Here is a 2,910-nt window from a genome sequence, read left to right on the forward strand (position 1 = left end):
CTATTTATCGCCTCTTGCGGTTTTGCGCGTAGCTTTTGCTGCCCTTTACGGCGATCGCGCTCGAAGGCTCCGCGCCTTTTCTATTTTTTGCAAATCGCTTTGTAAAATTCTGCCGCGCTAAACGGTCTCCCAAAATCTTGGCTCCGTCTTGATCGCTCCTCGGTTTTTCTCGCGTAAAATTTGCAAAAATTCTTTAAAGTTCGGCGTAAAAATCGAAGCGGCGGGCACAAATTTATATTCGCTCGCACCGTCTTGCTCGGGCTTGTTCGCGCTGCCGCGTTCAAGCTCGCTCGCGCCGCTCGCAAAGCGGATCCGCCAAATCCTAGCATGATTTATCCGTATTTTTGTAACTTCAAGCTCTAAAATTTGCTCAAATTTATACCTCGCCGCGAGCTTCTGTCCATCAAAAACGTAGATAAAATCCTGATCAAACCAAAGGCTCTCGCACGAGATAAAAAACCGCTCCAGCCAGAACAAAAACGGCCTCACGGAAAGCCTTTTTACCTCGCTTATCCCATCTATCGCGGCAAGCTGGCGCTGGCTAAGCCTGCGAGGGTTACGACGAATGAGCGTCCAAATAATCCCGCCCAGAAGTAAAACGCTAAAAATTACGATTAAAATTTGAATTAAAGCTTCAGCCATTTAAAATTTTAAGTCCTTTTACAAATACAAATTTCGCCTCCGTATCGCCCATAAACGAACTCTTGCTAAAATCCGTCTCCGCGCCGTTTGCAAGCTCCTCGTAAAGCTTATAAAATCGCCCTTTGTAGGTGCAATCGCTTAGGCAGACGTTGAAAAACGCCTCCGCCGCGTCCTTGCCGCCGAAATAATATACAAAGTAGATCGGGCGCAGATCGAAGGCGCTTAGATTTTTGTTAAATTTAGCCCCGCGCTGCATCATAAACTCCACCGCCTTTTGTTTATCCTCAAAAAGCTCAAAAATAGGCAGCGCGTAGTCCTTGATAGCTGCGCTAATCTCGCGAACGCTGGGCTCGAAGCTGGCACCTGCGAGCTGCCAGTCGCGAAACTGCCTGCGCGGCGTGAGATAGCCCAGGTGCGATACGAAAACAAGGTCGGTCGAGTAGGGTAGCTCCTCTTGCATCAGCTTTTTTAGGCGCTTACAGTAGATCGCGACCTGCGGTAGGATGCTTACGCTGCCGGCGTAGTTACGCATACTGGAGCTGAAATAAATTTCAAACGAAATATCTTTGTCGCTTGCGAGCTTCGTTAGTTTTTGTCCCTTTTGCGTGGGCTTGAAGTACGTAAAATTTGCCGCGATCTCATTGCAGCCGTTTAAAAATATCTCCCGCGGAGTCATGATTTTCCTTTTAAATTTATCGTTTTGTTCGCTAGCAATTCGGTTTGCTGCTTACATTGCCGAAGTCGCGACCCACACGGCATTTTATAATGCGCGCCGTTTGCCGCCGAAAAGTTCTTCTATGTGCGCAATTTTACCCCAATTCGGCTAAATTTAACGGCGCTACGCGCTCGTAAAATTTATAATCTATCCTCGTATCTTTCGTAGTTTATGCCGTAAATTTTATCGATATTTTCGGCATTTATGAGCTGCTCGCTGCGCCCTAAGGCTAAAATTTCGCCGTCTTTTATAAACAGCGTCAAATTTGAAACGAACTTCGCGTGGCGCGGGTAGTGCGTCGTCTGCACGAAGGTATAGCCCTCATCCCCCAGCGCTTTTATCATCTCGAGTAGCTTGATTTGATTGCCAAAATCTAGCCCATTTGTCGGCTCGTCCATAAAGATCACTTTCGCGCCCTGAACCAGCGTGCGCGCGATATACGCTAGCTGCCGCTCGCCGCCGCTAACCTTTGTGTAGGGCGCGTTTTTTAGATGCGCGATACCCATCTTTTCCAGCGCCTGTTCGGCTAGCTTTTTATCCGCCGCGCTAAAGCTAGAAAACAGCGGCGTCCTGCATAGCGCACCCATCAGAGCGACGTCAAAGACGCTGTAGTCGTACGACGGCGCGTGCGTCTGCGGCACGTAGGCGACGAGTGAAGCGAGCCCCTTTTTGCCGTAGTCGCGCACGCTTTTGCCACCGATTAGCACCTCGCCTTCAAATTTTAAAAACCCGAGCATTATGCGAAGCAGGGTGCTTTTGCCGCTGCCGTTGGCGCCTAGGATGCTTAGCGTATCGCCCGTCGCGATGTCAAAGCTGATGCCCTTTAGCACGGGCTTGACCTGGTAAGCAAAGCGCAAATTTCGCACTTCTATCAAATTTTCTCGCATCAAAAGCTCCTCTTGGCGCGGCGCAGCACGATGATAAACATCGGGATGCCAAATAGCGAGGTGACGATGCCGATGGGGATCTCAAAGGTAAAAATGAGCCGCGAGAAGCTGTCGCAAAAGAGCAGAAATATCGCGCCGATCATCGCCGAGCTAGCTAGCACCGTGCGGTTGTCGGCGCCGAAGATAAAGCGCGCGATGTGCGGCACGATAAGTCCGATCCAACCGATGATGCCCGCGATCGTCACGCTAAGCGCGCTAACGAAGGTCGCAACAAGGATGATGAAAATTTTAACCCGAGTCGTATTTACGCCCAGGCTCTTTGCCTCCTCTTCGCCAAGGCTTAGCGCGTTTAGGTATTTGCCGCTAAGCGCCAGCAGCAAAATACCCGCGCACATCGGCAGGATCGAAATTTGAATAAAGCTTTTGGACGCAAAGCCCAGGCTTCCCATCAAAAAATAGGTAATCGCAGGAAGCGCGTCGTTTGGGTCTGCGGCGTATTTTAGCACCGAGAGTAGCGAGGTAAAGAGCGAGCCGCTGATGACGCCGCCAAGAACCAGCACGATGACGCTACCGCTGCGCGAATACAGCGCCGAGACGCCAAGCGCCACTGCCACGGCAAGAAAGCCGAAACCAAAGGTGCTAAGCTGGATGAGATATTCGTTAAAT

4 protein-coding genes are annotated in these 2,910 nt (G+C 50.3%); all 4 read right to left on the bottom strand.

Annotated features, from left to right (window positions below; genetic code table 11):
* Positions 1-117 precede the first annotated feature (117 nt).
* Positions 118-642: a hypothetical protein gene (locus Q0236_RS11590; RefSeq protein ID WP_297918176.1), complete on the bottom strand. Its 525-nt coding sequence runs from the start codon at positions 640-642 to the stop codon at positions 118-120.
* Positions 635-1,318 (bottom strand): hypothetical protein, encoded by a 684-nt coding sequence (locus Q0236_RS11595; RefSeq protein WP_297918179.1) that lies wholly within the window; start codon positions 1,316-1,318, stop codon positions 635-637. The genes Q0236_RS11590 and Q0236_RS11595 overlap by 8 nt, the downstream gene beginning before the upstream one ends.
* A gap of 179 nt (positions 1,319-1,497) precedes the next feature.
* Positions 1,498-2,244 (bottom strand): ABC transporter ATP-binding protein, encoded by a 747-nt coding sequence (locus Q0236_RS11600; protein WP_297918182.1) that lies wholly within the window; start codon positions 2,242-2,244, stop codon positions 1,498-1,500.
* On the bottom strand, positions 2,244-2,910 hold a 667-nt coding region (locus tag Q0236_RS11605; protein ID WP_297918184.1), incomplete at its 5' end, for an iron ABC transporter permease. The genes Q0236_RS11605 and Q0236_RS11600, both read right to left, overlap by 1 nt.

It is taken from the genome of uncultured Campylobacter sp. (assembly GCF_938031315.1).
Taxonomy (GTDB): Bacteria; Campylobacterota; Campylobacteria; order Campylobacterales; family Campylobacteraceae; genus Campylobacter_B.